This window comes from Polyangium sp. y55x31, assembly GCF_029946505.1.
GTDB lineage: Bacteria > Myxococcota_A > Polyangia > Polyangiales > Polyangiaceae > Polyangium.
Genome location: NZ_JARZHG010000024.1, coordinates 66,050 through 89,220, shown reverse-complemented (window position 1 = coordinate 89,220; position 23,171 = coordinate 66,050). Strand labels below are relative to the sequence as shown.

Below are 23,171 nucleotides of genomic sequence, written 5' to 3'. Positions count from 1 at the left end.
GGGCGGATCATTTGCCTTCGCGGTAGGCGCGGATCGCGTTCGCCACGGCATCGGCGAGCTTCTGCCGATAGTCGGCCGTGGCGAGGCGGGCCTCGTCGTCCGGGTTCGAGATGAACGACGTCTCGAACAGGACGGCGGGCATGTCCGCGCCGACGAGCACGAAGAAGCCCGCGGTCTTCGTGCCCTGATCCTTCGTGTCCGGCCAGCGTACGCCGAGAGACGCGAGCGCGGAGCGCTGGACCAGATCGGCGACGTGCCGCGACCGGGCCATGAGGTCGCCGACGTCGAGGTTCGACGCGATGAGCGCCATCTCCTCGTCGATGGAGCGCGCGTCGCCCTCCTGGCCGGTCTTGCGCGGGCGGGAGGCGTTTTCCCGCGCAGCCACGCGCATCGCGAGGCCCTCGGGATCACGCACGCGATCGAGCGAGAACGTCATGGGCCCGCGCGCCTGTCCGTTCTCGGACGCGTTGCAGTGGACGGAGACGAAGAGGTCCGCGTGGAACGCATTGGCCCGCGCGGTGCGGAGGTCGAGGGGGACGTACGTGTCGTCGTCGCGCGTGAGCAAGGTCTCGATGCCGAGCTCACGCGAGACGATGGTCGCGGCGCGGTGCGCGATGTCCAGCGTGACGTCCTTTTCCTTGAGGCCCGTGGGCCCGACGGCGCCGGTGTCGTTGCCGCCGTGGCCGGGATCGAGGACGACGCGGCGCACCTCGCGTTTGCCCGAGGCGTCCTGTTCGTCCTTCCGAACCGGTGGGCGCGTGCTCACGTCGACGACGATGCGGAACGGGTCGGGTAGATAAAAGACGCGGCGATAAAGCGAGGCGGCGAGGTCGAGGACGACGCGGGTGCCGCCGCCCTCCTGAGCGCCGAGGCGGACGCGACGCACGACGCCGCCGACCTCGGTCTCGCGCGGGACGCCCTTGGAGCTGGCGCGGGCGATGTCCACGAAGACACGCGCGTCCTTGCCCGCGGCGGCGTCGGCGCCGAGGGTGCCGACCTGGAACGTGGTCGGGCCACTCAGGTGGATGACCACACGTCCGCCCTTCTCGGAGCCGAAGGGTTCGAGCGCGACGATCTTCACCGGCTCCTTGGCCGCGACCGCATCACGCGGGGTCACGACGACCTGCCCCTCGGGCGAAGCCTGGGCTGACGATGCGGGTGACGACGGCGCGGACTCGGGGGTGACGGCGCCGGACGGCGGCGGGGACGCGGCGAAGGCCGAGGGGGACGGCGCGCCACGCGAGGCGGCCTCCGAGGCGAGGTCGCCTTCCCGTTCGAGGGCGCGGAGCGCGTCGGCGCGGGGGCGGTAGGCGGACGACATCGCGAGGGTGCGCTCGAGCGCGGCGTGGCACGGCGTGCGCGGCGCGAGGACGGCCTGGCGGCGCGAGGCGAGGTAGGTCTCGCGGTAGGAGACGGCGGCGTCGCGGGCGAGCTCGCCGGCGAGCAGGGCGCGGCGGCGATCGGCCTCGCAGCCCTGGAGGGTGCCGGCGGCGGCGCTCGCGGCGGCGGCGTAGAGCTCGAGGGCCTCGCGGGCGTCGGCTTCGGCTTGGTCGAGGCGGAAGGAGCGGGCGCGGAGGTCCGCGGCGAGCATGGCCAGGGCGGAGCCGCGTTCGGTGCGTCCGGCGCGGGAGGAGGCGATGGCGACGGCGTCGGCGAGGGCCACGACCTCGGCGCGGGGCGGGAGCGCCGCGGCGGGGTCGAGGAGGGCCTGGGCGCGTTGTTCGTCGCTCGGGGGCGGCGCGGGTGGGCTGGACGCACCCGAGCTGCAGCCGAGGACCGGCGCTCCGCACGCAAAAAGGATCGCCGCGGCGCGGAGGGCGGAGATACCATGACGGTGCTGCACCGCGGTACGCCGGTGGACCGCGAACGACGGGGCAGCGCCCGCGGCGACCCCACGCGTCGCGGGGCCCGAGCACATCTTCCGGAGGATCCCCGTGTCCGACTCCACGCCCACCTCGATCCCTATCTACGCCGACCGGCTCTCCGGCGAGAACTTTGCCGACGCGACTGCGATGGTCAACGCGTATCTCCGTCGCTACGTCGCGAAATACCTCCCGGCGAGCGACGCGGGTCACGAGGGGCACGTGCTCGACGACGGCGGATATGCCCACGTGCAACGCGGGGCGGTCACGATCGGGATCAACGTGCTCGAACGGCAGGGCGTCCTGATGATCTTCGCGCCCATCATGGCGGTACCGACGCGGGGTCGGGAGGGCTTCTACCGGAAGCTGCTCGAGCTGTCTTTCGTGCGCACGAGTGACGCGGCGTTCGCGATCGACGCGGCGCGCGACGACGTGGTGGTGCGGTGCCTGCGGCGCCTGTCCGCGCTCGACTACGAGGAGTTCGAGGACATCGTGACGACCGTGGGGGACGTGGCGGACGAGTGGCAGAACAAGCTCGTCGCCGAGTTCGGGGGGAACGAAAAGCCGGCCTCCGCGTTCGGCGACTGACGCTCTCGGCCCTGCCTCCACGATCGACGCCGCTGCGTTGCCGCTCGCACGCGACGGGTGATACGTTCTCGTCTGGTCATGACTGTCCAAGAACCCCAAGCGAAGCCGCGAGTCCCCACGCCGGACGAGCTGGATCGGCTCGCGCTGCAGTACAAGCCGTCCTGGGAGCAAGACGATCCGAAGGCGGCGCTCGCGCCCGAGATCGCGGCGGGTGCGGTCGTGGCCCCGCCGCAGGTCGCGGCGCGCGCCGAGGCGCCCGCTCCGCCCGCCGACAATGGCGCGGCGAAGACGAACGGGGCACCGCAGCCCCACGTGAACGGCGCCGCGAAGGTCGATGCGCCGAAGGCCGACGCGCCGAAGGTCGACGCGCCGAAGGTCGACGCGCCGAAGGCGGCCGACGCTCCGAAACCCGACGCGCCGAAGGTCGACGAAGCAAAGGTCGACGCGCCGAAAGCCGACGACGCAAAGGCCGACGCGCCAAAAGCCGACGAAGCGAAAGCCGACGCGCCGAAGGTCGACGAAACAAAGGCCGATGCGCCGAAAGCCGACGACGCAAAGGTCGACGCGCCGAACGTAGACGAGGCAAAGGCCGACGCGCCGAACGCAGAAGAGCCGAAGGCGGACGAGGCAAACGCGGACGAGGCGAAGGCCGACGAAGCGCAGCCCGCCGCGGAGAAGGCGGACGAGCCGCCCGCGGCTGCGCCGCCTGCCGTGGACGAAGCGAGCCTCTCGCGCATGGACGCCGCGATGGCCGACGAGCCGCCCGAGATCCCCGTGAGCGGCCCGCCAAAGGGGATCTTCGTCAAGGTCGCCGTCGCGCTCGTGGGCCTCGCCGCCCTCGCGTTTGTCGCGAAAGGCATCCTCGGCGGCTCGGACAAACCCACGCCGCCGCCCGTCACGACGAACGCGACCGAGGCGCCGAAACCCGCGCCGACACCGACCGAGAACGCTGCCCCCGCGCCCACGCCGACGATGGAAGCGCGTCCCATCGAGACCGTCGCCACGCCGCCCACGCCAGAGCCCCCTCCCCCGACGCCGACCGCGACCGCGACGACGACGCCGACCACGGAGCCCGTGGCCGCTGCGACGACGCCGAAGGTCGAGCCGCCGAAGGTCGAACCTCCGAAGGTCGAACCTCCGAAGGTCGAGCCGCCGAAGCCTGTCGAAACGGCTGCAGCCACCACGAAAAAACCCGCTACGTCTGCACCGACGACCGCAAAAACTGCGGCGCCCAAACCTCCCGCTACGACAGCCCCGAAGCCCGGCGGCGGCATCATCCGCGAGACGCCGTTCTGAGCGCTCGCTAATCGCTTGCCCGTGCCCTCCTCGGGGTGCGAAGAATGCCGCAACGAAGATCGCATCGCCCGCCGTCGCGATGCACCGAGGGTTCGATGAAGACACGCGCTTGCGCCACCGCCTTGTTCCTTTCGTTCACGGTCCCTGCCCTCCTCGGAGAGGCCGGGATCGCTCCCGACCTCATGGAAGCACGCGCGTTCGCGCAGCCCGACGCCGTCACCGAGGTCGCTCGTCAACGCTACGAGGACGGCGTGAAGGCGTTCGACGCCGGTCGCTTCGAGGACGCGCGCTCCGCGTTCCTGCAAGCCTACGCGCTGAAGCGTCACCCCGCCGTGCTGCTCAACCTCGGCCAGAGCGAGCTGCGCTCGAACCACCCCGAGGACGCGGGCATGCACCTGCAGCAGTTCCTCCGCGAGATGCCCTCGGCCTCGCCCGACCAGAAAGCCACCGCCGAGAAGGGCATCGCCGAGGCGAAGAAGAAGACCGGTCACATCGTGGTGATCGTCGACGCGAACGGCGCCGACGTGTCCGTCGATGGAACGAGCTACGGCAGGTCGCCGCTGCTCAACGTGATCTTCGTCAAGCCGGGCGCGCACACGGTCACGGCGACGTACGGCGGCAAGACGACGACCACGAAGGTCGACGCGAAGCAAGGCTCGGCCACCGCGGCGAACCTCGTGCTCGGCGTCGCCGGCGCTGCGTCGCCGCCGCCGCCTCCGCCGCCTCCGCCGCCTCCGCCGCCGCCTCCGCCCGCGGCGAACCCGCCCGCGGCGAACCCGCCTGCGACGACGACGCCCGCCGCGAACCCCTACGGAACGCAGGCGAGCACGGGCACGCCGCCCGCGGGCTCGTCGACCGCGAGCTCGGGCCTCCCGCCGGTCGACTCGGGCGTGATCGCGCCGCAGGGGCCGGACGGCAGCGCCGACACGACCACGGGCACGCGTGAGCCGTTCCTGAAGTGGTACACGCACAAGCCCCTCGCGTGGGTCGGCTCGGGCGTCGCGGTGATCGGCCTCGGCCTCGGCATCGGCTTCTCGATCGGCGCGAGCGTCGCGAGCGGGAAGGCCGACGAGCACGCGGCCACGATCCGCTCGCACGCGGCGAACGATCCGAACACGAACTTCGGCAAGAACCCGCCTTGTGGATCGACCGAGTCGTCCGGCAGCGATCTGGTGGGCTACGAGCAGGCCTGCGGCGTGCTGCGCAAGGATCTCTCCGACTACGACACGAACGTCGCCGTGGCCACGACCGGCTGGGTGCTCTTCGGCGTCGGCGCGATCGGCACGGGCGTCTACGCGCTGCTCGACTGGTACCTGCCGAAGAAGAGCTCGACCTCGACGACGGGTTCGAACGAGGGCCCGCGTGTCCTCGCCGTCACGCCGAGCGTCTCGTCGACGTATCAAGGGCTCGGCGTCGTCGGCACGTTCTGAGACGACCTCGCCGTCGTCCCCGCGGCGCGCAGGAGGTCCCGCATCGTCGATCGCGGGACCGCCGCGCGCCGCGCCGCTTCACTCGTATTGCCGCCCGTTTCCTCGAACAACCGTCGCGCGTCGTCGGGACGAAGCTTCACGCGCCGTCCTCCACGCTCCGCGAGCACCGACGTCACGTGCTCGGCCTGGATCACGCCCGGCGCGCGTACGGCCGCCTGCACGATCACGTTTCGGAGCTCGCGCACGTTGCCCGGCCAACTCGAAGCGCGCAGCGCCGCGAGCGCGCCGGGTGAGAGCTCGCGCGGGCCGATCTCCGACGTCGCGAAGAGGTGCATGCAGAGCGCCCCGATGTCCTCCGTGCGCTCGCGAAGCGGCGGCACACGCACGAGGCACACCGCGAGCCGCTCGTACAGGTCCGCGCGGAACCGCCGCGCCGCCACCATCTGCTCGATCGGCTCGCACGTCGCCACCACGAGCCGCACGTCGACGGGCGTGACCGTCTCCGATCCGAGCGGCCGCACGCTCCCCTCCTCCACGACGCGCAGGAGCTTGGCTTGCACGTCGAGCGGCAGCGCCGCGATCTCGTCGAGGAAAAGCGTGCCCTGGTGCGCCTCGCGGAACGCGCCGCGACGATCACGCAGCGCGCCCGTGAACGCGCCCCGCTGATGGCCGAAGAGATCCGACTCCGCGAGCTCGCGCGAGATCGTCGCGGCGTTCAGCGCGACGAACGGTTTGCCCTTGCGCGGGCTCTCATCGTGCAGCGCGCGCGCCACGAGATCCTTGCCCGTCCCCGACTCGCCGCGGATCATCACGGGCAGCTTGAGCGGCGCGAGCCTGCGTACGGCTCCGCCGAGCCTTCGCATCGGCGCGCTCCGCCCCACGAGCAGCGAGAGCGGCGCACCTTGATGCGTCTCCCTCGCGAGCGCGCTTCCCTCGACGCGCACCACGGCGCGGCCGAGCTCGACCGTGCTCCCCGTCCCGAGAAAGGCCCGCGCGACGCGCGTGCCCGCCACGCGCATCCCGTTGCGTGATCCGAGATCGACCGCCTCGATCACGCTGCCTCGATGCACGAGCGTCGCGTGGCGCGCGCTCACCGTCGGATCGACGAGCCGCATGTCCACGCCCTCGCCCGCGCCGAGGACGATCTCCTCGCCGGGCCCGAGCCTGACGACGCGCTCGTTCCCGCCGTCATCCACGCAGATCCACGCAGCGCCGAGCGCCGCCTGGTTTCCGCCGATCTCCACCGTCGTGTCCCGCGAACGTTCGTTCCTCACGAACGCTCCATCGACGCGGAGCCCCGCGCAGTTGCGTGAAAAGTCGCGCGCTCGTTCAGAACGACGTGGCGACCCGGGACGACGCGCGCACCTTGCCGGCGCGCAGCGGGTCGAACGTGACGCGCAACCCCACCTGGAAAAACCCGTACACGCTCGGCGACGTCCCCACATCGGGGCGCAGGCGGTACGAGCCGACCGTCCCCTCCAGGAACGGCCCGAAGCCGAAGACCGGGTGCGGGTAGAACGTGCCGCCGAGCGTGATCCGCGCGAAATCGATGCCCTGCGAGCGGCCGATGCCGAACGCCGGGGCCGTGCCGGTCTCGGGCGCCTCGACGAGCGAAGTGCGGAAGCCCACGCCGTAACTCGCCCAGGGATCGAAGGCGATGCCCTGCGCGAGGTGGTAGACGAGGCGCATCCCCGCGCCGAGGGTGCTCCCCGAGCACCCAGTACAGGTCTCGCCGCCGCCGAGCAGGCCGTAGTTTCCTTCGAGCTCGAAGGACACGTGCCGGCTCAGGCCGAACCCGAGCCCGACCGAGACGCCGGGCCCCCCGGAGACGAGGTCGGCCGCGGTGACGCCCGAGGCGATGCTGCCGAGGGGCACGACGTAGCCGCCCCCCACGGACAGGAGGAAGGCGCCTTTGCGCCAGTCGGGCGCGTAGGCCCGTGGAATCCCGGCGCCCGGCTCCGGCGGCTCCTCGGCCTCGGCGGCGTCCTCCGGGGCCGGAGCGGGCGATTGCGCGAGGGCGGGCAAGGGGGCCGCGACGAGCGCGGCGGCGACGAACGCGCGGAGGGAGCGGGGGAACGTCACGGCAGGGCTCTAGAACGACCACGGCCCGCGCGCAAAGCGCAAAGCGCACGGCCCTCGGGAACCTTGTTCGACCGCCGCGTATGAGCGCGCCCACGACGGAGGGCTGACGGAGGGGGGCATGCGCGGGGAGACCGTACGAGGAACTAGCCGAGGACCAGGGAGCGGCCGCTATAATCGCGTGTCGCATGTCCAAGACCCAGCCGCGCCACATCCTTCGCCTCGTGGCCGCGGGCATGACCGATGTAGGCCGCCAACGCAGGCACAACGAAGACAACGTGCTCGTGGCGCAGAGCCTCGACCTCTTCGTGGTGGCCGACGGCATGGGCGGACATTCCACGGGACACGTCGCCAGCGCCCTCACGGCGACTTCGATGCAGAACTTCTTCGAGGCGACGCAGCAAGGGGAGCTCCCCTTGCCCACGCCGAACGACGAAGTCGATCTGCCACGCCCCGCCGAGCGCCTCGCGCAAGCCGTGCGCAAGGCCAACCGCGACGTCTACGAGATCTCGTCGACGCACAAAGAGCACCGCGGCATGGGCTCGACGATCGTCGCGATCCACTACGACGGCGGCGAGAGCCTGCACATCGCGCACGTCGGCGACAGCCGCTGCTACCGCATCCGCGACGCCGCGATCGAACAGCTCACGCGTGATCACTCGCTCATCAACGACGCGCTCGCGCTCAAGCCCGACCTCACCGAGGAGGAGCTCGCGCGCCTGCCGAAGAACGTGATCACGCGCGCGCTCGGCATGAAGGACGCGGTGAAGGTCGACGTGCAGACCGTGAAGATCGAGCCGGGCGACATGTTCCTGCTCTGCTCCGATGGTCTGAGCGGTATGATCTCCAACGATCAGATCCTCGAGGTCTTCGACCTGACGACCGATCTGTCGGAGGCATGCGAGCTCCTCATCGCGATGGCGAACGAGGCCGGCGGCGTCGACAACATCTCGGCGCTGCTCGTCCGCGCCGACGACGCGCCGCCGCCCTCGGAGGCGCAGATCTCCGCGATGGAGGAAGACGCGCCCGATCTCGCCGTTGAGGAGGTCGCCGCGTCGATCCCGTTCTCGCAGCGGTACCGAGACATCCAGGACAGCGAGGGCGTGCGCTCGTACCGCCCGCCTCCCGGCGATCCCATCGAAGAGATGGTCGTCGGGGCCGAGCTCGACGGGATGCGCGAGGTGATGACCCCGGAAGACCTCGCCATGCTCGCGGCCAGCAGCGACGTCGAGACGGACGGCCCGCGCTCGATCGACGAGATCCGCGTGGCGCGCTGCAAGCGCTGCGATCACGAGCTCTACGTCGGCAACGCCTTCTGCACCGAGTGCGGCTGGAAGATCGAAAGCGACTGATGCCCGAGCGTGGCCCTTCGAGCGCACGCACGCGCGTCCTGCCCATCGCCGATCGTCTCGACGCCGACACACGCTACGCCGGTCGCGGCATCACCATCGCGTTCCTCGACTCGGGTTTTTACGCGCACCCCGATCTTACGACGCCGTACAATCGCATCGCCGCCTACCACGACCTCTTCGCGCCGCACGCGGGGCTCGAGGCGCTCGAGCGCTCGGACGTCTCGTCGTGGCACGGCATGATGACGAGCGTCGTCGCCGCGGGGAACGGCGCGCTCTCGGCGGGGCAGTTCCGCGGCCTCGCGTGGGAAGCGAACGTCGTGCTCGTGAAGGTCGGCTCCGCGCACCGCATCGTGCACGACGACATCCGGCGCGGCCTCGACTGGGTCATCGAGAACCGCGAGCGCTACGGCATCCGCGTGCTCAACATCTCGTGCGGCGGCGACTACGAGGAGTCGTTCCTCACCGATCCCCTCTCTCGCGCGGCCGACGAAGCTTCACGACAAGGCATCGTCGTCGTCGCGGCCGCCGGCAACGCGGGGCACCTCGCCGATCATCAGGTCTTGCCGCCCGCCAGCGCGCCGAGCGTGATCGCCGTGGGTGGGCTCGACGACGGCGGCGCAGGGCAGCAGTCGCAGCACTACCACTCGTCGTACGGCCTCACCATCGACGGCCTGCAGAAGCCCGAGATCATCGCGCCGGCGATCTGGGTCGCGGCGCCGATCCTCCCCGGCACGCCCACCGCGGCCGAGGCGCGCCTCCTCAAGCGGCTCGACGAAGCTCCCGACGACAAACTCTTCGAGCTGCTCGCCGCGCACGCCGGCTCCGACGCCGATCTCGACGCGATCGCGGGCCGCCGCGAGCCGTACCTCGTGCGCCAGATCGTCGCGGCGAAGCTCCGCAATCGCAAGGTCCTCTCGGGCCACTACAAGCACGTCGACGGGACGAGCTTCGCCGCGCCGATCGTGGCGAGCGTGGTCGCGCAGATGCTCGAAGCAAACCCGGCGCTGCGCCCGCATCAGGTGCGGCGCATCCTCATGACGACGGCGCGCGGCACGCCGGGGATCGCGCTCGAACGGCAAGGCTGGGGTGTGGTGGAGCCGCGCGCCGCGGTGGAAGCGGCGCGCGGCATGAGCGCGGGCTAGCTCTCACTGACCGAAGAGGCCGCCGAACGGATTCGGCGCGCCGCCGGTCATGCGCCACGAGTTCGCGGTCTGCTGCACGATCGGCAGGCGCACCAGCGGGTGCGGGTGCGTGCGCTCGAAGTTGAAGACGATCGTCGCCGGCGTGAGCTGATCGAGGTTCGCAAAGAAGTTCAGCGTCAGCACCGCGCCGCCCTCGGTGAGCCGGTAGCCGCCGTTGCGACGCGCGCCCGCGGAGAGCACGTTGTTCGTCCCGGCCACGTCGGCGGCGATCTCGTTCGGCTGGTTGAACACGGGCAGCGTGCGCGAGAGCAGCCTGCCGAGATCGGCGGGGTTCACGCCGCGGCTGCCGCCCTGGTTCGCCGTGCAACCGAGGTGGCCGAGGTGATGATGCCCGAGCTCGTGTCCGAGCACGAAGCCGACCTGCTCGTCGAAGAGCTGGTGCTGGCGCTGGATCTTGCGCCCGTCGATCTGCTGCATCGGATCGACGAAGCCCACGGGCGGCTTCACCATCGCGCCCTTCTGCGCGAGCAGCCGGAGGTACTCGTCGAGCTTGCGCGTGCCGAAGATCTCGTCGTTCGCCTTGTACTGCGCGATGTACGCCTCGATCTCGAGCAGGCCGTCGGTGATGGCCATGAGCGGCAGGCCCTGATCGTCACACGCGGCGAACGCGTTCACCTCGCCGGGCGTGGGATCGGCGACGAACGGGATGTCGCGCACGATGGCCTGCTTGTTCGCGGGCAGCGCGGCGATGAGCTCGCCCATCACGACGCCGGCCTGGCTGCGCAGGAAGTTGAGGTCGACGTTGTTGATCGGATCGTTCAGCGGCGTGGTCGGCAGCCCTCCGGTCGTCGGCGTCCCCGTCGTCGTGCCGGTCGTCGGCGTCCCCGTCGTGGGGAACGGCCAGGGAAAACCGGGGAATGGGCTCGTGGGCTGCTGCGGGGTCGTCTGCTGCGGCTGCTGCGGCTGCTGCGGGTACCCCTGCTGCGGGTACCCCTGCTGCGGATAACCTTGCTGCGGATAACCTTGCTGGGGATAGCCCTGCTGCGGGTACCCCTGCTGCGGGTACCCCTGCTGCGGCGGATATTGTGCCGGCGGGGGCTGCGTCTGGGCGTAGGTCGGCCGAGACTCGCGCTGGCAGCCTGCGACGAGCGCCGAGGACAGAGCGATCGCCGAGGCGCAGAGCGTCAGGAACGGGAGAGGGCCGCGGGGTCGCGGCACGAACGAAGGCATACGCACGAGCATAATCCATGGACGGTCGTGCGCCGTTCATCGCGCAACGGTCCGTTCGCGGAAATGATGCCTCCCCCGAATCGCCTCCTCCCTCGCACCTGCCCTCTCCTCGCCTTGCTCCTATCCCACCTCCAGCTACACTGGTCCCATCGTTCCTCACCGAGGCGTCGCCGGTAGGCGTAGGCGTCCGCGGTTGGGGAAGAGAACCGCGACGCGGCGGACGGTGCTGGCACCGGGGGTGAAGGTGTGCGCCGTCGGGGCGGGCGCCGTCCGCCGTGAAGCAGGGGTTTGGGGGGAGGTCCATCTTGAAGAAGCATTGGAATGTCATCCGGGTGATCTTCGGTGGCTTGGCGGCGATGAGCGCCGGCTGCGGTGCTGACGATCCGCTCGGCGAAGGCGCGCTGCGCAGCTCGGGCGCGGAGGTGGGCGAGACGACCGAGACGAACGTGGCGGAGTCCGCTCTTCCGCTGACGCGATGCGCGTTCAACCAGACCTGCGCGGGCACCTGCGTGTTTCCGGGGGACGGCTGCGCGCCGGGGAACGACGCATCGTGCCTGGGCTATTGCCTGGCGGATACGCAATGCATTCCCGACCTGTCCTGCTGGGGCGGGCAGCGTTGTCTCGATTGTAGTCGCTCGACGTACGCCGTGGCTTGCATCGAGATCTGCGAGCCGGTCGCGGTGCCGCCGCCGCCTCCGCCATTCCAGCCGCCGTTCCAGCCGCCGCCTCCGCCTCCGGGGCCGCCGCAGCAGGGGCCGGTGCAGGGGCCGCCGCAGCAGGGGCCGGTGCAGGGACCGCCGCAGCAGGGGCCGGTGCAAGGGCCGCCTCCGCCGCCCGACGATTGCCCTCTCGACAATCCGCCCGGCGGCGCCCCCCCCATCCCCGGTTGGGACGACGTCGGACAGCAGGGCCAGTTCCCGCCCGCGCCTCCGCCTCCGTTCGTGCCGCAGCGACGGGATCCGACGCGCCAGCGCCCCCGCTGAACCATTGAAATGAAAAAGGGCGCGGGGTTCGTCCCGCGCCCTTTTTTCATGTCTCGCCCTCCCCGCGGATCAGTGCGCGTGGTCCGTGCAGGCCTCGTGCTCGAGCTCCGGCTGCGCCTCGACCGCGTCGATCGGCAGCGGCACGAAGAAGTCCGCGTCGTTCGGGTCACGCGAGAACGACTCGTCCGCGCCGCCGACCTCGCCCTCGTGATCGTCGTACATGATCGCCGAGCCGCACGTCGCGCCCTTCGCGAAGCCGCCCGCGGGCGACTTCTTCATGCGCGCCTCCGTCTGCGGGCCCCACGCGCCGTCGACCGAGATCGTATCGCCCGGGTTGTTGCGATTCCACAGGCGCTGGAACGCCTTCACGTCGAGGCCCTTGTAGCTCACCGCGCCCGAGCCCGCGTAATCGAAATGCACCGCGTCGCTCGAACCGAGCCACTTGAAGCCCTTGTTCGTCAGAATGGTCTTCCACGAGCTGTACTCGCTCACGTCGAGCGCGAGGCCCGTCTCGTGATTGCTGTTCCCGGGCTTCGCGGCGAGGCTGATGCTGCAGCGGCCATTCTGGTACCAGTTGTACAGCATGTATTGCTGCGCAACGGTCCGGAGCGCCGAATTGATCGTCATCGACTTGCCCGGGTTGTCCTTGAGCGCCGCCACGAGCCGGTCGGCCGCGGGCTTCTCCAGGTACGCGAACGTCGCGCTGCCAAACGTCACGTTCGAGGTCTTCGTGATCGGCACGTAAGCGTCGGGGTTCAGGCAACGCGCCTCGGCAATGATCTGGAGCGAAAGCCCCTTCACGCTCGACGTCGAGCAGCTCGACGCGGCGGCCTGCGAGACGGTGCTGCCGGCCACGGCCTCGTCCGTGGTATCGGTCGGTTCGGGGGATTCGACGCCGTCGGCCTCGCCGGCGAGCTCCTCGGGAGGAGCTTCGGCCATACAGCCCGCAAACACGGGCGTGGCAACGAGGGCAGCGGCGAAGGCGAGAACACGAAATTGGGTGGGGCGAGCGTTCATGCCAGCCTCTCCAGCACGCGGCGTGCCGGGCGCGCCCGAGGCCTTTTGTCGTCCAATCATCTCGAATTGCCATCCCAATCGGGTGGATCGACCAAGCCCCAGGTGGAAAAAGGATCCACGCTCGAGCCCCCTCGTCGCGGCGCCGACGCAATCGTGGGAGCGTGGGCGGCGATCGAAAAAAACTTCACACCGGCGGAGCTTCCGCGTAGAGGTGAGCCGGCGGGCAAGGAAGGCCCGCAATGTCGCGATGCGTTCCCTGCCCTTGCCCTTGCTGACGCGCGTAAAAATCTGCTGCATCGCCTCGGAGGAAGAGGCGTGGATGGCCATTCACGCGGGCGCCTCCGCCCTCGGCCTCGTGGGTCCGGTCCCGAGTGGACCGGGCGCGATCACCGAGGAGCAGATCACGGCCATTGCGACCCGCGTCCCGCCCGGCGTCGCCACCTTCCTCCTCACGAGCCACCAGGACGCCGGCGCCATCATCGAGCAGCAGAAGCGCTGCCGCACGAGCGTCGTGCAGATCCTCGATCGGCTGGAGTCCGGCACGTACGAGGAGCTCCGCGCCGCGATGCCCGGCATCGGGATCGTGCAGGTCATCCACGTGATGGGCGAGGAGGCGATCGAGGAGGCGATCGGCCTCGAAGGCAAGGTCGACGCGGTGCTGCTCGACTCGGGCAACCCCAACCTGCCCGTGAAGGAGCTCGGCGGGACGGGGCGCACGCACGACTGGCAGATCAGCGCGCGGCTCTGCGAGCGCGTACGGCTTCCGGTCTACCTCGCGGGCGGGCTCCGTTCGGACAACCTCGCCACCGCGATCCGCACCGTGCGGCCTTTCGGCGTCGACCTCTGCAACGGCGTACGCACGGACGGCAAGCTCGACCCGGCCAAGCTCGAAGGCTTCTTCGCGGCCCTGCATTCGCGCTGACGAGCGGCTACTCGTCGGCGCCCGGATCCTTGATCCGCCGCACGAGCCCGCGCACCGTGTTCATGCCGAGCAGGCGCGTGAACAGGACGAACCCGACGACGGCCGAGAGCACGGTCAGCCACAACGGGACGTGGAAGACGAGCTTGCTCCACGTCGCCCACGCGTTCGCCCCGACGAGGTCGTTCCAGGCGAAATCGAACGAGGGCAGCGTCTCGCGCTCGAAGATCCCGATCACGAGCCCGACCGGCGTGAGGACGAGGGTCAAGAACGCGAGCACCTGGTTCAAGAGATCGGCGCGTTTGTCCGAAAGGTACTCGTCGATCTCGGTGATCTCGCCCTTCACCTCTTCGAAGAGCCCGCCGATGTCGAGCGCGCTCCGCAGGCCGCAATAGAAGCGATCGTGCCGCTCCTCCGAGCTGATGTGGCCGAAGCTGAACTTCGCCGTGTACTGGAGCAGCGCGAGGCGTAGGCGCCCGAAGATACGGCCGTCGGGGCGGTTCGACATGCTCGCGCACGACGAGGACAGCTCCAGCAAGAAGAGCCGCTCGTGCTCGATGAGCACCCACTTGTAGAGGTAACGCTCGAGCATCGTGGACTCGAACTGCGAGAGCAGGCCCTTCGCGTCGATCGGCCAGATCATCCAGGTCACGCCGACGGGCGAGAACACGCAAAGCTCGCGCGCGGAGGGCTCCCACATCGCGGGGTGCCCCTCGATGCGGCAATCGGCTGCGGACGGGTCGATCGGCTGATCACTCCCGTGCGCGAGCCGGAGGCGATGCCGCGCCGCCGCGTCGGGCAAGCCTTCCGTGTAGAGCACGTTCACGCTCATCGGGTTCGGCCAGCTCCCGATCGGCGCGTCGAGCATCACGTCGGGGATGAAGAGCTTGAGCCAGTGCCGGATCGTCGTGTCTTCCAGATGGGCCTCCTCGCCCATCGCGACGAACGGGTGCGCCTTCATCTCGCCCTCCTTGCCCGCCTTCTTGCGCGGCATGCTCTCCGGCAGGAGGTGCGTCATGCCGCGACGCACGACGGCCGCGTAGAGGTCCTGGAACGCCGTCAACGTGTGCGCCGTCGGCTTGATGCCGACCACGACGAACACGTACCCCGTCTCGATCACGAAGAGCCGCGGCGGCGTCGTGATCTTGCACGGCATCCCGCCGTTCTTGTCCTTGCGGGCCTCCTTCGACGCGGGCGTGTTGTCGGGTTTCTCGGGTTTGTCCGCCTCGCCTTTGCCCGCCTCGGCCTCGGGCTTCGCCTTCTTCGGCGCGCGCTCGAAGATCCACGTCGCGCGTGGATCGAAGAGGTTCGCGAGCTTGCCCGTGGGCTCGTAGGCGCGCAGGAGCCGCCCGTCGCGCACGTGGATGTTGAGGTGCGGGAGCAGCGCCGGATCGTCGATCTTCTTCGGCTTGAAGTCGCCGCGCGCGAGGAGCTTCTTCTCGTACTCCTCGAGGTCGAACGCGCCCACGAGCCCGTCCGGGTGCCGGTACGAGACCACGAGGTAGAGCGTCGATTTCGGCCCGATCGGGGGCTCCGCGGCGCGCGGCTTGTCGGGCTCGTCAGCGGATTTCGTACGTCCTCCGCAGGTAGTCCACGATGTCGGCCGACTCGAACATGTCCACGCCCGTGTTCGGATCGTGCAGGAAGGGCACCTGCATCTTGCCGCTCCGCGCGATGAACGCCTGCCGGCTCGGGCTGGCCTTCGCCACGTTGTGCAGCCGGTACGGGATCTCCAGGCAGGACAGCGCCTCGCGCACGATGCGGCAGAACGGCGAGGCCTCGAAGCTCCAGAGCTCGAGCGGCTTTTCGGGCGCGCGCGAGGGGCGCGCGAATGCGCCGAACCCCGGGCGGAAGGCCGACGCCATCATCGCCGACGCGTTCGTCAGCGGGCCGAGGCGCAGGGAGATCGGCACCTCTCCGTCGCCGTAGACGCGGAAAAGATAGGCCACGATGTCGTCCGACTCGTACATCGCGGCGCCCGAGTTCGGGTCGACGAGGTAGGGGAACAGGTGCTTGCCGCCGCGCTCCTTCACGATCGTGCGGAAGCGGCTGCCGCCGCGCGGGCACGGGTAGATCATCGCCTCGAGGTCGAGGATGGTGAGGGCTTCGCGCACCTTGCGGCAGTACGGACAACCTTCGAACTCGTAGAGTTCGAGCAGCTTGTCGGGGCGCTCGCCGAGGTGTCCGGAACGTAAACCTCCGGCGAGGCGCGCCAGGGTGGCGGCGAGCGAGGTCGCGACGTCGAGGGTTCGATTCATGGTCCTCCTGGTTACGTGATCCCGGGGCAGAATTGAAGTGCCGAGGGCGCGCGCGCGGGTAAAGCTCGGTGCGCCGTGCGCTCCGTTCATCGCCCGAAGACCCTCCTCCTCCTGCCCTCCCTGCTCGCGACCATGGCCTGCTCTGCAAACCCCCCTCCGCCCGCCGATTCACACCCGAACCCCTCCGGCGCGCTCGCCCCCGCGGCGAGCGCCGTCGCCGCGCCTCTGCCCGCTCGCCGAGAGCCCCCCGTGCCCACGCGGCGCGAGGACATCGTCGAGACGCTGCACGGCAAGGAGATCCACGACCCTTACCGCTGGCTCGAAGACGGCGAGAGCGACGAGGTGAAGGCCTGGCAAGCTGCGCAGAACGAGCGCACCGAAAAGGCCCTCGCCGCGCTCCCCGGCCGCGCCGCGCTCACGCGCCGCATCGAGTCGCTGCTCCGGATCGGGTCCGTCGGCACGCCGGCCGTGTATGCCTCGAAGAAAGGCAAAGGCCGTTATTTCTCGACGCGCCAGGCGCCGTCCGAGGATCAGCCGGTGCTCTACGTGCGTGATGGAGTCGACGGCGCGGATCGCAAGCTCGTCGACCCGAACACGCGTGGCTTGGACGGGCTCGTCTCGCTCGATTTCTGGGTGCCGTCGCAGGACGGCAAGAAGCTCGCCTACGGGCTCTCCTCGGGCGGCGACGAGCAAAGCACGCTCTACGTGATGGATGTGGAGACCGGGAAAGACCTGCCCGAGACCGAGGTGATCCCGCGCGCGCGCTACGCCTCCGTCGCGTGGCTGCCCGACGGCAAATCGTTCTACTACACGCGCTTCCCGCAGAAGGGCGACGTGCCTGCGGGCGAGGAGCATTATCACCGCAAGGTCTACCTGCACGAGCTCGGTCGATCCTGGGAGAAGGATCCGCTCGTCTTCGGCGCGGGCCGCGCGATGACGGACTCGCCGAGCGTCACGATCTCGCCGAATGGCCGCTGGCTCGTGGCGACCGTGCACATGGGCTGGAGCCGGATCGAGGCACACCTGCTCGATCGAAAGGCCGGGCCCAAGGCCACGTTCGTACCGCTCGCGGTGCCGAAGGAGAACGCGATCTACGACGTCGACGTGTACGACGACTTCCTGCTCGTCCGGACGAACGACGGCGCTCCGACGTACGAGCTTTATCGCGTCGACCCGCAGAAGCCCGCGCGCGAGCACTGGAAGAAGATCCTGCCGGCGACGAAGGACGTGCTCCAGGCGGTGACGTCGATCGGCGGGCAGATCTTCGCGACGTACATCGTCGACGCGCACTCGGTGGTGAAGCGCTTCTCGGCGACGGGCGAGCCCAAGGGCGAGATCACGCTGCCGACGATCGGCACGACGGGCGGCGCGAGCGGCGAGTGGGACGGGCACGAGGCGTTCCTCGGCTTCACCTCGTTCGCGGTGCCGAGCACGGTGCTCCGCTTTGATCTCGCGACGGAGAAGGTGAGCACGTGGGCGGAGATCAAGCCGCCCGTGGACGCGTCCGAGTTCGTGGTGACGCAGGAAAAGGCGCGTTCGAAGGACGGGACGATGGTGCCGTACTTCCTCGTGCACAAGAAGGGCGTGGCCCGGGACGGCAAGGCGCCGGCGGTGCTCACGGGGTATGGCGGGTTCAACATCGCGCAGATGCCGGCGTTCGCGGGCTCGCGGTACGTGATGCTGGAGCAGGGCGGCGTGGTGGCGGTGGCGAACCTGCGCGGCGGCGGCGAATACGGCGAGGCGTGGCACCGCGCGGGGATGCTGGGCGAGAAGCAGAACGTGTTCGACGATCTGTATGCGGTCGCCGAGAAGCTGATTGCGGACAAGGTGACGTCTTCGGAGCGCCTCGCGGTGATGGGCGGCTCGAATGGAGGCTTGCTCGTCGGCGCGGCGATCACGCAGCGGCCGGAGCTCTTCCGCGCGGCCGTGTGCGCGGTGCCGCTGCTCGACATGATCCGCTACCACAAGTTCCTGATTGCGAAGCTCTGGATCCCCGAATACGGCTCGGCCGAGGATCCGACGCAATTCGAATGGCTGCGTGCGTATTCGCCTTATCACAACGTGAAGCCCGGGACGCCCTACCCCGCCGTGCTCTTCGCGACGGCCGAGGGCGACAGCCGCGTGGATCCGCTGCACGCGCGCAAAATGGCGGCGCTGCTCCAGGCCGAGGCGGGTGGGGACAAACCGATTCTGCTGCGCGTCGAGGGCAAGGCCGGGCACGGCGCCGGGAAGCCGATCTCGAAGAAGATCGAGGAGGCGACGGACGTGTATTCGTTCCTGTTCTGGCAGCTCGGCGTGACGCCTCCCGGCTGACGTACGCCTACATCACAGTACAACGTAAGTTCACCTGAAGGCGTGGTCGACGAGGCCCCTCGAGGAGATCGGACCAGCAGCCGGGCCTGGTCGGCGAGGCCTGGAGCAAGTCCGATCAGGGCGGGGGGCTCGTCGGCGAGGCAACGGGCGGAGTCCGATCAGGGCGGGGGGCTCGTCGGCGAGGCAACGGGCGGAGTCGGATCAGGGCGGGGTTTCGACGGCGAGGCAACGGGCGGAGTCGGACCAGGGCGCGGGGCTCGCCGGCGAGGGGTGGGGCGGGATCGGACCTCAAGCACGCCCTGGTGGTCGAGGGAACGAGCTCAATGCGGAACATCCGTCGTCGGCCCGACGTCGTGCGCGAAGAACAATCGTTCATCGCCGTACTTCGAGGCGACGAACGTGCTGTCCAGCCACACCTCGCCCATGGGCTCGGCCGGCTTGTCGATCTTCGACGCCACGCGCAAATCGAAAAGCTTGATCCCCGCGGGCATACGGCCGAGCGAGAGCCGGAAATCCAACGCATCCGGGCAGGCGCGTTTCGCCTCGTCCGTCGGGTGGAACTCGACGCGGTCGGGCACGACGGGGTTTTCCGCGGCCGCGCCATCCGCGCCCATGCCCGCGAGGTGGTGCAGCGGCAAGTACACGCTGTAAAGCCGCGTGCCGCCGAGCGCCTTCGCGGCTTTCTGGAACGCGCCCTGCACGAGCTTCGTATCGAACTCCTTCGCCGGCACGGTGGAGTTGCAATAGACGCTGGAGAAGCAGCGCAGGTCGCCTTTCTCGCGATAATCGTTCGGCAGCGCGAGCAGGTTCAGCGATGGCTTGCCAGTCACGAGGAATTTCAGCGCAATCGAAGGCGCGAAGCTGCCGCCGCCCTTCGCATCCGAGAAGCGGAGCAGCGCAGGTCCGCCCTTCGCCAGGACGCCGGTGTACGGGTGCGGCGCCGTGATCTTCACGGTCACGCGCGCGCACGAGCCATACGTGTGCACGAGCTTCGGCCGATCGGGAGGCAGCTCGTCGCCGGGCAGCTCGAACGAGCCGCGGTTGAACGAGGTGCTGAAGAGCTTGCGCCGCCCCCACGGACCCGGGACGCGGGTTGGCAGCGCGCCTTCCGGGTACGGATCGGAGCTCACGAGGGCCCAGAGCGCATCGAGCTTCTCCTCGGCGCCGAGACGCGAATAACCATCGGGCAAGGACATGATCGCGAGGCTATCGTAGGCCCGTCGCGCTTGCCATTTCCTTCCGCGTCGTGCTTCCTTCCCTCCCCGATGACGCGGACCTCGATGCACCGATTGCCGCTGCTCCTCGCACTCGTCGCCCTCGGCTGCCAGGGCAAGCAAGAGACCCAGGGGAAAGAGCAGGCCCCGGCCGCCGCGTCGACGACCCAACCCCAGGAGAAGAAGCGGGCGCGACCCGTGCCGGAGTACCCGGCGGCCGAGGCCTTCACCCAAAAACCCCTCGCCGTGGGGCAGTGGATCCGGGTCGCCGTAGAGACAAAGGGCGCGCCGCCGTCCCAGGTCTTCGTGCGGATCGTCGACAAGGAAGGCGAGGCGTTCTTGTACGAGATCGAGTCGAACACGCCGAGCGGCACGACGATCTCCCAGTTTCTAGTGGAGAACGCGGCAAGCAAAGGCTTCGACAAGAGCGCAATCCGCAAGATGCGCACGAAGCAAGATACCGGCCCGGTGCAGGAGCAGACCGCGAAGGAGGCGATCGTGAAGGCCGCCGAAGGGGTGGAGGAGTTCGCCACAATCCTGAACCCGCCGGACTTCACGAAGGCCGAGCGCAAGGAGGCGAAGGTGACAGCCGGCCTGTTCCAGGGCTGCTTCGTGTACGAGGCCGAGCACGACCAAGGCGGCGTGAAGATGAAAGAGACAGTCTTCCGCCATCCAGTCGTGCCGATCACCGGGTTCGTCCGTTCCGAGGGCACGCGAGGCAGCGGCGCAGCCGTGACGAAGGAGCTGCTCGAGATGCACGAGACCGGCGCACGGAGCGCGCTCTGACCTGTAAGGTGCGGAGGGCTCGCGCGTTGTCCGGCCGAGGCCGAGCCGTTGAGCCGGATCCTGCGCGCCGAACGTCCAACGTGGAGACTGCATGAAACGCAAGCCCCGCCGCGCCACGCAGATTGTCGCTCTCGCCCTGGCCTCGATCGCCGCACCCATGATCGCCGTCGGCTGCGGCGGCAGCGTGCCCTCCCCCCAGAGCGAAGGCATGACCAGCGCGCCACCCGAAGACCCGGTAGCCGCGCTCGATCAAGCCGAACGCGAGGTGCAAGTCGCACTCGGCCTGTACCCGACGCGGCCCCTGCAAGCGATGGCGCAGGAGCAGTCGACCTACGGCGGAGCGCAGTCACAGCAGTCCCCATACGCCGCGCCGCCGCCCCCCGCGCCTCCAGCCGCGCCCGCGCCCACGACCACAGCCCCCGCGCCAGCCGAGACGAAGGCCGAAACCGAAGCAAAGCGCGCCGAGCGCGTGTCACCCGGCGCCGACGAAGCCTCGCCCGTCTCGCAAGACCCATGCATGACCGCATGTCGCGCCCTGCAGTCGATGGGCCGCGCCGCCACACACCTCTGCGACCTCGCCGGCGAAGGCGACACGCGGTGCGCAAACGCGAAGGATCGCGTGCGCAGGGCCGAAGACCTCGTGCGCCAGCGATGCCCCGGCTGCGCAGGTTGAGCGCGTCGTGATGATTTGAGCCGCAACGGGTTTGCGGGCTTCGGCCGCATCCGCTGTCTTGTCGAAGGCGCTTCGCTGGGGCTTTGCCCCAGGCCCCAGCAGGGGCTGTCCGCCCCTGCACCCGGACCAGCGCAAGCGCTGGACTCGGGGTCGATGAACTGCGCGATGCGCAGTTCATCGAACGCGCCAGGTCAAGACAGGCGACGACGTTGCCAGCCAAGACGGCAGCGCTGACGGTTCAACCGGCAGCGTGCCCGTCGCCAGCTAAAAACCGACCTCCACGGTCTTGCCACCGGCCCGCGGGAAAAACTGCGCATCGCGCAGTTTTTCCCCCTGAGGTCCAGGGCTTGCCCTGGTTCGGGTCGAGGGGCGAACAGCCCCCGCGGGGCCCGGGGCAGCGCCCCGGCTCCACGCTCCCGGGCGTACGAGCCCTACCGCCCCATCATCACCACCGCGAACGCCACGAGCGCCACGAGCACGAGGCCTGCGGCGGCGTAGACGACTCGCCGGCTCTTCGGCGTTGCCTCCGCGAGCGTGGCGTCTTGCGGGAGACCTTCCGATTCGGCGGGCGGCGCGTCTGGGACCTCCTCGGACTTCTTGCGGAGGTACTCGTCCCAGAGCACGACGGGCACTGCGCCCGACGGTGATGCGGCCGCCTCCTCGGCTGCCGCGGCGAGCCCGGCTGGGACTGCGTCTGTGTGCGTCAGGTCCCCGCTGTCTGGCGGCGCCGAGTCGCGACCGAGGATGGGCAGACCGTGCGCGCCTGACGGGGGCATGCTGATCGGCGCTGGGCGCACGGTGTCGCGCATGTCGAGCGGCACTGCGTACTGCGAGGTGTCGTCCATCATTGGCGGCGGCGCGAAATCGGTCGGCGTCACCTCCTCGGTGCTCGTGTCCGGGTCGGTGATGACTGGCAAGGGCGGCGGCAACGGCGCGATCGACGAGCGTTGCGCCTTGACCGCTGCTGCGGGCGGCAAGCCCGGCCGATCGTCGCCGAGGAGTGGCGTGAGGGCTTCGAGCAGCTCGTCGGCGGAGGCGAACCGCTTGTCGACGTCGCGCTGCAGGCAGCGGTCGACGACGGCGGCGATGCGCGGGTCCGCGTCGGGCATGAGGTCCGACAAACCGCGGATCCGCCCGGAGAGGACTTCGGCGGCGGCGCCGTAGGGGGTGAGGCCTTGGAAGACGCGGCGGCCGCTCAGCATCTCGGCGAGCACGACGCCGACGGACCAGAGGTCGGTGCGGTGATCGACGGTCTTGAGGCCGCGCACTTGCTCGGGGCTCATGTACGCGGGCGAGCCCATGGTCTTGCCGGTGGCCGTGAAGTCTGCGCCTTGCTGCAGCGTCTTGCTCACGCCGAAGTCGAGGATCTTGAGCACGGGGGCCTCGCCGCCGGGCTCCTCGTGGAGGAAGAGGTTCGAGGGCTTGAGGTCGCGGTGCATCACGCGCGCGGCGTGCGCGGCCTTGAGGCCACGTGCGGTCTCGGCGGCGATGCGCAGCGCCACCGCGGGTGCGATCTTGCGCTCGCGCTGGAGCTTCTCGCCCACGGTCTCGCCGGCCAGCATCTCCATGACCAGGAACGGATCCCCGGCGTCGGTTTGTCCGACGTCGTAGATCTCGACCACGTTGCGGTGGACGATGCGACCGCAGGCGCGGGCCTCGCGCAGGAGCCGCATGCGCGCGTCTTCGGAGGCGTCGAGGCCGCGGAGCAGCTTCAGCGCGACTTCACGCTCGGTCAGCTCGTTGATCGCAGCCCATACGACGCCCATCCCCCCCTCCCCGAGGGGGCGCACGAGGCGGTATTTTCCACCGATCCTGGTGCCGGCTTTCATGAACGGTCGGGTCTCGCCGGAAGGTTACGCTCACCGCCCCCCGCGAGCCTAGAACAACCCGCCCCGGGCCGCCGTTCGTCGGTGGACGATTCCCTGACCAGGGGGATTTGGCGCGGGTTTTCGGCTCTCCTGCGAGGGGCGGGGGTACGAAGGTCAGAAATCGTCTATAAGCGGAGAGGGTGCAGCCTGGGCCGGCGCAC

19 protein-coding genes are annotated in these 23,171 nt (G+C 69.8%); 10 read left to right on the top strand and 9 right to left on the bottom strand.

The window, feature by feature from the left end; genetic code table 11:
- Positions 1-7: 7 nt before the first annotated feature.
- Positions 8-1,948, bottom strand: coding sequence for an N-acetylmuramoyl-L-alanine amidase (locus QHF84_RS32605; RefSeq protein WP_281317396.1), 1,941 nt, complete (start codon positions 1,946-1,948; stop codon positions 8-10).
- On the opposite strand from QHF84_RS32605, the gene QHF84_RS32600 reads away from it, so the two are divergent.
- From QHF84_RS32600 to QHF84_RS32590, 3 genes are all read left to right on the top strand, one after another.
- On the top strand, positions 1,935-2,450 hold the full coding sequence (locus QHF84_RS32600; RefSeq protein WP_281317395.1) for a YbjN domain-containing protein: 516 nt from the start codon (positions 1,935-1,937) through the stop codon (positions 2,448-2,450). The genes QHF84_RS32605 and QHF84_RS32600 overlap by 14 nt on opposite strands.
- A 78-nt stretch (positions 2,451-2,528) precedes the next feature.
- The gene (locus tag QHF84_RS32595) at positions 2,529-3,746 is read left to right on the top strand and encodes a hypothetical protein (RefSeq protein WP_281317394.1); all 1,218 of its coding nucleotides are present in this window, start codon (positions 2,529-2,531) and stop codon (positions 3,744-3,746) included.
- 95 nt (positions 3,747-3,841) lie between these two features.
- The gene (locus QHF84_RS32590) at positions 3,842-5,176 is read left to right on the top strand and encodes a PEGA domain-containing protein (protein WP_281317393.1); all 1,335 of its coding nucleotides are present in this window, start codon (positions 3,842-3,844) and stop codon (positions 5,174-5,176) included.
- Here the strand turns inward: QHF84_RS32590 and QHF84_RS32585 are convergent.
- Entirely contained in the window at positions 5,146-6,450 is a 1,305-nt protein-coding gene (locus tag QHF84_RS32585; protein WP_281317392.1) for a sigma 54-interacting transcriptional regulator, read from the bottom strand. The two genes, QHF84_RS32590 and QHF84_RS32585, sit on opposite strands and share 31 nt — an antisense overlap.
- A 55-nt stretch (positions 6,451-6,505) precedes the next feature.
- Positions 6,506-7,258 carry a hypothetical protein gene (locus tag QHF84_RS32580; protein ID WP_281317391.1) on the bottom strand — a complete coding sequence of 251 codons (753 nt, stop codon included), beginning with the start codon at positions 7,256-7,258 and terminating at the stop codon, positions 6,506-6,508.
- Positions 7,259-7,443: 185 nt separating this feature from the next.
- On the opposite strand from QHF84_RS32580, the gene QHF84_RS32575 reads away from it, so the two are divergent.
- A complete protein-coding gene (locus QHF84_RS32575; RefSeq protein ID WP_281317390.1) occupies positions 7,444-8,607 on the top strand; it encodes a Stp1/IreP family PP2C-type Ser/Thr phosphatase in 1,164 nt (387 codons plus the stop codon).
- Entirely contained in the window at positions 8,607-9,749 is a 1,143-nt protein-coding gene (locus tag QHF84_RS32570) for a S8 family serine peptidase (RefSeq protein WP_281317389.1), read from the top strand. Before QHF84_RS32575 ends, QHF84_RS32570 begins: the two co-directional genes overlap by 1 nt.
- Before the next feature lie 3 nt (positions 9,750-9,752).
- On the opposite strand, the gene QHF84_RS32565 is transcribed toward QHF84_RS32570, so the two are convergent.
- Complete coding sequence (locus QHF84_RS32565; RefSeq protein ID WP_281317388.1) at positions 9,753-10,967, bottom strand: M48 family metalloprotease; 1,215 nt, start codon at positions 10,965-10,967, stop codon at positions 9,753-9,755.
- A gap of 317 nt (positions 10,968-11,284) precedes the next feature.
- On the opposite strand from QHF84_RS32565, the gene QHF84_RS32560 reads away from it, so the two are divergent.
- On the top strand, positions 11,285-11,962 hold the full coding sequence (locus tag QHF84_RS32560) for a hypothetical protein (protein WP_281317387.1): 678 nt from the start codon (positions 11,285-11,287) through the stop codon (positions 11,960-11,962).
- Positions 11,963-12,031: 69 nt separating this feature from the next.
- On the opposite strand, the gene QHF84_RS32555 is transcribed toward QHF84_RS32560, so the two are convergent.
- On the bottom strand, positions 12,032-12,979 hold the full coding sequence (locus tag QHF84_RS32555) for a M15 family metallopeptidase (protein ID WP_281317386.1): 948 nt from the start codon (positions 12,977-12,979) through the stop codon (positions 12,032-12,034).
- Between the two features lie 247 nt (positions 12,980-13,226).
- On the opposite strand from QHF84_RS32555, the gene QHF84_RS32550 reads away from it, so the two are divergent.
- Positions 13,227-13,901, top strand: a complete 675-nt coding sequence (locus QHF84_RS32550; RefSeq protein ID WP_281317385.1) for a phosphoribosylanthranilate isomerase — start codon at positions 13,227-13,229, stop codon at positions 13,899-13,901.
- Positions 13,902-13,908: 7 nt separating this feature from the next.
- Here the strand turns inward: QHF84_RS32550 and QHF84_RS32545 are convergent, their stop codons facing one another.
- Both QHF84_RS32545 and QHF84_RS32540 read right to left on the bottom strand, forming a co-directional pair.
- A complete protein-coding gene (locus QHF84_RS32545; protein WP_281317384.1) occupies positions 13,909-15,396 on the bottom strand; it encodes a hypothetical protein in 1,488 nt (495 codons plus the stop codon).
- Positions 15,397-15,457: 61 nt separating this feature from the next.
- Positions 15,458-16,156 (bottom strand): glutathione S-transferase N-terminal domain-containing protein, encoded by a 699-nt coding sequence (locus QHF84_RS32540; protein ID WP_281317383.1) that lies wholly within the window; start codon positions 16,154-16,156, stop codon positions 15,458-15,460.
- Between the two features lie 75 nt (positions 16,157-16,231).
- Between QHF84_RS32540 and QHF84_RS32535 the strand changes: the two genes are divergently transcribed.
- Positions 16,232-18,469 (top strand): prolyl oligopeptidase family serine peptidase, encoded by a 2,238-nt coding sequence (locus tag QHF84_RS32535; protein ID WP_281317382.1) that lies wholly within the window; start codon positions 16,232-16,234, stop codon positions 18,467-18,469.
- A 320-nt stretch (positions 18,470-18,789) separates the two neighbouring features.
- Here the strand turns inward: QHF84_RS32535 and QHF84_RS32530 are convergent, their stop codons facing one another.
- Positions 18,790-19,665, bottom strand: a complete 876-nt coding sequence (locus QHF84_RS32530) for a hypothetical protein (RefSeq protein ID WP_281317381.1) — start codon at positions 19,663-19,665, stop codon at positions 18,790-18,792.
- A 69-nt stretch (positions 19,666-19,734) separates the two neighbouring features.
- Here QHF84_RS32530 and QHF84_RS32525 point away from each other — a divergent pair, with 69 nt between their 5' ends.
- Together QHF84_RS32525 and QHF84_RS32520 are read left to right on the top strand one after the other, a co-directional pair.
- On the top strand, positions 19,735-20,469 hold the full coding sequence (locus QHF84_RS32525) for a hypothetical protein (RefSeq protein ID WP_281317380.1): 735 nt from the start codon (positions 19,735-19,737) through the stop codon (positions 20,467-20,469).
- A gap of 91 nt (positions 20,470-20,560) precedes the next feature.
- The gene (locus tag QHF84_RS32520) at positions 20,561-21,142 is read left to right on the top strand and encodes a hypothetical protein (RefSeq protein WP_281317379.1); all 582 of its coding nucleotides are present in this window, start codon (positions 20,561-20,563) and stop codon (positions 21,140-21,142) included.
- A 431-nt stretch (positions 21,143-21,573) separates the two neighbouring features.
- Here the strand turns inward: QHF84_RS32520 and QHF84_RS32515 are convergent, their stop codons facing one another.
- Positions 21,574-22,971 (bottom strand): serine/threonine-protein kinase, encoded by a 1,398-nt coding sequence (locus QHF84_RS32515; protein ID WP_281317378.1) that lies wholly within the window; start codon positions 22,969-22,971, stop codon positions 21,574-21,576.
- Positions 22,972-23,171: the final 200 nt, after the last annotated feature.